This window comes from Nostoc sp. WHI (genome assembly GCF_015714725.1).
Taxonomy (GTDB): Bacteria; Cyanobacteriota; Cyanobacteriia; order Cyanobacteriales; family Nostocaceae; genus Nostoc.
This window is the reverse complement of the sequence record NZ_WBKM01000339.1, coordinates 1-5,972: the sequence shown is the minus strand read 5'-3', so window position 1 is coordinate 5,972 and position 5,972 is coordinate 1. Positions and strand designations below refer to the sequence as shown.

Genomic DNA, 5,972 nt, shown 5'->3' with positions numbered 1-5,972 from the left:
GGGGAAGATGAGGGAGATGAGGGGGATGAGGGGACAAGAGGTCAAAAGATGCAGGGGAGCAGTTCTTGCTGGGAGCAAGGGGGAAAACTGAGACGGAGCTTGTACTCCGCCCCAGTAAGAGCGCCCTTTATGGCGGGGCTTTTCTACGAAACGCTCCGCGAACATACCCATGTTCCGCTCCGCTCCACGGCTCCAGACCAGGGCTTGCTCCCCCTGCTCCCAGCAAGAACTGCTCCTCCGCTTCTTCTGTGAGAACTTGAAACAAGTCTTTCCCCTTGTCCCCAATTCTCCTTGTCCCCAAGTCCTCTTGCCCATGCCCAATGCCCAATGCCCAATTCCAAATTATTTCAATTTCTTCAGGGTGTCAACTAGATTCACTACGGCTGACAGTGCCGCCTGAAGTTTTTCCATGCGGTCAACTGAAGCTTGCTCAACTGTATTGACGAACTTTTCTAGGGCTTGGGTTAAGTTTGCCTGGGCTTGCTCAATTGCTGATGTATCAGATACTTGGGGTGTTGCAGGGGCGGCGGGTAAATTTACTGATGAGATGACAGAGCGATCGCTTGTCTGATTGTCACCCACAACTAACTTAACTGCGGGGTCGCCAATAATCGCATAACTACGAGCATCATTATTTGCCGTCCACATACCAGATAAATTCATCGGATCGGCGATCGCACCATATTTAATTTCTTCTAATTCTGTACTCAAATCAGAAGAAAGTTCAGCGTAGCGCTCGTTGAAATACTCAACAGCTGACCCCACAGGATGACCATCTAGCAATCGCTTTAAGGTACTTTGAAAAACTGCCAATTGCTTACCAGTTTTTTCCCATACGAAAGAGCAACCCCAAGCTCGTTCTACATGACCGATGACAGCCAAAGCACCGCCGTTGGGGTGGCTTAATAGTCTGCGGGGTAGAGGTGCAATAAAGGCGTTAGGAGCGATCGCTAGTCTTTCATTGGAGCCTTTTCTATGGGCAAACTCATCAAATTTAGGTGTCCCAGCACCATAACAAGCAAAGTGAAAGGCAATTAGTCCTAGTAAGCGAGCATCATCGCCAACATCGTCCGCAGAGAAATAAAATTCTTCGGGAATTGGTTTATTCCACTTATCTTTGCCGGGCCAGTCCTGACAGAGTAAAGCGCCTTGATGTCGTAGTTGTCGCTCATTCCCATTAGGAAAGCCCATACCATGACTAGCGGTGAACAGCAAAGCGGGTGTTTCTTCACCTCCTAAGAGTTTCCCTAAGCGTGCTTTGGTGGCTTCTTCTGCGAGTAAGGTTTGTACTATCCAACTATTGTCTTTCTGCTCATCCAGCATCCAATCAGCTAGGGGTTGAATCAAGTTATCAGCACTAAGTTCAGTGGCTGCATCACCCTTAGTACGTACCCCGAAAAAGCTAGCACGGCGAGGCAGTTTTAAATTAGTAGTTTCAGCCTGTACGACACTGCGAGCATACTGAGCATATTCTTGGGGCGTATCAAAGTAAATCCGACCAACCGCATATTGCACATCAAGTTGGTACTGAAAACGATAAGGAATGGTTTCTGGATCGCCAACAATCAACAGATAATAAGGCATTTTATCTGGGTCAGCAGGGCCAGGGCCAACTCCATGACGCGACAAAAATTGATTTTTTGACTCCCCTGGACGATAACCTTTAGGGCCAGTGTATTCCTTATAATAGTTCTCGTGATTTTTCGAGGCTTGTTTTTGGCGATGTTCTAACAGTTCCTTCAGCGCTTCTTTGATTGCTGGGTCGGCATTAAAAGCGAAGATAACTCCCCAACCTGTTTGTGCGAGGTCTTTAGGATCTACTCCCTCTATCGGGGCAAAGTCGGGTTCTAAACCTTTAACATGCAGATCCTTTTTTTTGAGTTCGTTGATTTCTATGGGATCAAAGTCTTCGCCCTGAGCAATCTTAGAAAGCTGCTCAGGTGTCAATGGAGGCAACAAATAATCTCCTGATGCACCGTCAATTCCATTGAAATATAGCTCTTTTGTCAGCTGTTCTAAGCTCATTTTACCTAATCCTTGTATTTGTGATTCACCGAACAAAGTAAAAGTAAAAAGTAAAAGAAAAAATGGTTGTGTTCTGCCTAAATTTATTTATGGATAAAAAAGGCGACCGCTTCCAATTCCCTAGTTTTAATTACAGGAATTCTCTTTTTACTTTCTACCTTTTAACGGTTATTATTAAACAGTTAAAAGTTGTGAAAATCTGCGGTTTAAGATCCCCTTTTAATCAGTGAACAATTAACTGATAACTGTTAACTGTTAACTAGCAATCGCTGCCGACCATAGAACATGAGCTACTTCAGGTTTGTCAATAGCATTGTGAGCGCCCGTGAAAAGGTCTAAAAAGCTAGGAGGAACAACAATATATTTACTACTTTCTAAATTGTAAATTTTACCTGGTTTAAAGTTGTAGGATTCTTGCAGGGTAAGCATCCCTTTTTCATCATTAATAATTTCCAAACCATCACCCTGAATTCCATAGCAACCAATGCCACCTACACCAGGATATGTCTTCTCACTATTAACGTCAAAGTCTATATCTTGTCCCCCAAATATTCCTAGTGTTCCCGCCATAGGATAAGCATTTTTGACAGCTTTATCATGCTTGGATTGGGTAGTAACAATTGGCCCTGTAACTTTGCGCTCAGTAATAATAGAGCGGAAGTAACCAGGAATATTTTTTCTATAGGGGACATTTGAGCAGAAAGACCAGAGTGATAAAGCACCTTGTATTAAGACAAGAGAATTAACTGGACGAGTTAATTTGTTATGTTGAGTACCTGCTACAGTAGCTAAAACAAAAATACATCCAAAACTGTGCCCCATCAAATGAAATCGCACATTCTCATTTGTCACCTGTTGAAGTCTGTTTAACAAATTGAAACCGCTCGTTTGACCAATTTTCCGAGCGCGGTCTTTCATCTTCCAGAAAGATAACAATCTTGGAAGGTTCAAAAATTTATCCCCCGGCGAATTCGGACTATCCTCAATTCCGAAGCTAACATCTTCGCTTTCTTCGTCAAGGCTAGCTTCATATACATTATCAGGATCTAAATTCAATGATTCGTTTTCGCTCCACGTATCTGCATCTTCTGCTTCACTACTCAAAGATGCTTCCTTAATCAAAACCTCATAAGCTTCACGCACCTCTGATGGTAATGTGTCAGGTGCAACGTCATATTCTCCCGCAGCTGCGAAAATTGTTCTGAGTGCCTCTCTAGTAGTTTCAGTATCAGCTATCCGATGAGCATACTGTTCAACTAACTCTTCCTGAGAATCATCTGTCGTGTCAAAAGACACAATTGTTTTATCTGGCGACACTGTACTTAGGTCTTCATTTCCCCAAGGTTTACTAGGCCAATGTAGACCAATCAACAGGGGGTTAAATCCTGGTCGCACCTGTTGCATTTTTTCAATATCAGCCCGGTTTTTAGCCATAGCTTTAATCCATCTGTCATACTGCTCTTTTGCCGCCGGAACGTCGCCTTGCCATCCGTGGCTCATCAAAAAGACATCTGTGATTGGTTCCTCAGACTTGGATAAGATTTCTAATACCTTTTGGCTAATTAGCTCTCCATTGTTTGCGCGTTCTTTGCCATTAGCATCAAAAGCGATTAGATAGTAGTTCAAAGAAGTTCCGATTTTGGTTTCGATTAGCATCCGTAAATCCTTGTGACTCAGGGTTTGATTTCTATGTATGATGCTAAGTTCGGAGAAAAACAGTGTATTGATTCCACAAGAATTCTGGCTGTTCGATAACAGCACGCCAACTTTTTTGCCTAAAAGTACACTTAGGCAAATACTTTACTAACAACTTCTTTTGGATACACTGTGACCCAGCGAACTTGTGGCGCGTTTCCCCCCCTCTTTACACCAAACTGATGTATGATAATTAACGCCTAAAGCAGCTAAAAATTATTTCTGCTGTAGATTCATTCAAGAGGTTGAGTTAGCGGATAAGCCTGCAAATTATTGGCTGGTTTATCATTAAGAACTTGTGGATGCTCATTTAGCTTCCTGTCTTGCGATCGCTTAACACGTAGTCAAGTCGATATCATTGGGTATACGATAACTTTATCAACTCTAAATATCCTGAGTAATAATACTGGGGTTGCTCGGAATTATACTTAAGAATAGAACTCTTGCAGAAATATTTTGTGGTATAATATCGGTTTATTTTAATTTAAGATTTAGCAATTAGAATAGGAAGAATTTATCAATTTTTTCGATTAGCTATTATCATTGGATTTGTCTCCAAACTCATACCCTTGGCAAATTCATTGAAGGGGCGGTTCTCGGAAACTTTGGTTTAGCCCGAATGGCACTAAGAAAAGCCAAAACGCTTGTGGTTTAAGCAGTTTGCAATTGTTGTCGTAATTCTTGCCGGGGTTTGGTCATCAAGGGGTAAATTTTAGGGCGACGTTTACGGACTCGTGGCTCACTTCTACCTGGGCACGAGGGAACGACCTTGTGAGCAATACCCCTCTTCTGTCACTTTCCGGGTATTCTGAATAAAAGAATAAAAAAATAAAACCCTGAAAGGTAAGTAGGTCAATGGATGTAGAATTACAAATCACGCCTAATGTGAATTAGAAAAAAAGGCGGGAGAAGTAAGAAGATGAAAGTTACCAGCTTTTCAATTCAGACTTCCCCATGAATAGCATAGACTTTGGAACCCTATTAACGACAATATTTGTAGTAGTAGATGATTGGTATAGAGAACAAGTAAAAAAGACAACTCTGTTAAAACCAGGTGTAAAAGCAAGTATGAGCGATAGTGAAATCATGAACTGGTGCTAGCAATGGATTATCTGCCCTTTCCTGGAGAAACACAGTTTCTAGGATTCATCCGAGGAAATTACCAACAATGGTTTCCGAATGGGAGCAATGCGATTTTGTGAGGTGGTTAAAATTCGGGTACTAAATCACCTATCTAGAGGTGCGATCGCAGCTAAATAACTGTTTTTATTGAGAATCTAGCTCTCTAACTGAGAATTAAAGTCCGATCTAACAAAATCGCATTGCTCCCTTTCCGAATTTACTTGACCAAAGTCAATTCAATCGTCGGTTACGTAAACTAGATGGAATGTTAGAGAAGTTACGCCGGAGTTGGGTAGAGCAATTGGGTGGATTAAGTGAAAAATATTTCATTCTTGACACCAAACCCTTACCAGTGCTGGGACTCAAGCGTGACAAGCGATATAGTGATTTTGCCGGAAATGCCACCCCTGATTGGTGTGCTGCCAGGGAAATGCGTTATTTTGGCTACAAGCTAGTTATGCTATCAACTTGGAATGGAATCCCCATTTCTTATGACATCGTACCCGCTAATACAGATGAGAGAATCGCTGCTGATAGTGTTTTAGAGACAGTCAGGTATAGCGATATTTACGCAGATAAAGGCTTCATCTCTGCCGATTGGCAGCAAGCGATGCCTACGGCGGGCTGCGCCTACGCTCATCGCACTGGTAATCGCATCTGGACACTGAAGCGCGATTACCAGCATCTTCAACATTCCCATGCTTTGAAGCGCTTTATTAGTCGTGTTCGTCAGCGTGTGGAAGGTGTTTTTCACGAAATTCAAAACACAGGGGAAACGCACCTTATTTACTAACAAAAACTAATGAGGATTTCAAAATTATTTATATAAGTGCAAAGTTTGACAAAAAGATAAACAGGACAAATCGCTCCTTTTACTAACATATAAGTTAACTTATCTCTAATGAAAAAACTCTTGTCTAAGGATAAATTAACTAACTATTCAGCCATAAATAAGTAAGCTTATTCCTAAAAATAAGCAATAATCATAACTAAATTGTTGACAGGCTAGTTTACGCTAAAGCTAAAACTCTTTCTAAATATTTATTGTCCATTGCTGCTAGAAACTGTTTATTTTTGATTCCCCTTTTTACACGATTCTCTTTACCTAGAAGATTTACTGCTATCTGCCG

At 41.7% G+C, this 5,972-nt stretch carries 4 protein-coding genes; 1 reads left to right on the top strand and 3 read right to left on the bottom strand.

Going from position 1 to position 5,972, the window contains the following annotated elements; translation table 11 throughout:
• Positions 1-127: 127 nt before the first annotated feature.
• The 3 genes from F8S12_RS34645 to F8S12_RS34635 all read right to left on the bottom strand — a co-directional run bounded on the left by F8S12_RS34645 (position 128) and on the right by F8S12_RS34635 (position 3,681).
• Complete coding sequence (locus F8S12_RS34645; RefSeq protein WP_196520784.1) at positions 128-328, bottom strand: hypothetical protein; 201 nt, start codon at positions 326-328, stop codon at positions 128-130.
• 14 nt (positions 329-342) lie between these two features.
• Positions 343-2,025: a C25 family cysteine peptidase gene (locus F8S12_RS34640; RefSeq protein ID WP_196520783.1), complete on the bottom strand. Its 1,683-nt coding sequence runs from the start codon at positions 2,023-2,025 to the stop codon at positions 343-345.
• A 255-nt stretch (positions 2,026-2,280) separates the two neighbouring features.
• Positions 2,281-3,681, bottom strand: a complete 1,401-nt coding sequence (locus F8S12_RS34635; RefSeq protein WP_196520782.1) for a hypothetical protein — start codon at positions 3,679-3,681, stop codon at positions 2,281-2,283.
• Between the two features lie 1,426 nt (positions 3,682-5,107).
• Here F8S12_RS34635 and F8S12_RS34630 point away from each other — a divergent pair.
• Complete coding sequence (locus F8S12_RS34630; protein ID WP_196520781.1) at positions 5,108-5,635, top strand: transposase; 528 nt, start codon at positions 5,108-5,110, stop codon at positions 5,633-5,635.
• Positions 5,636-5,972: the final 337 nt, after the last annotated feature.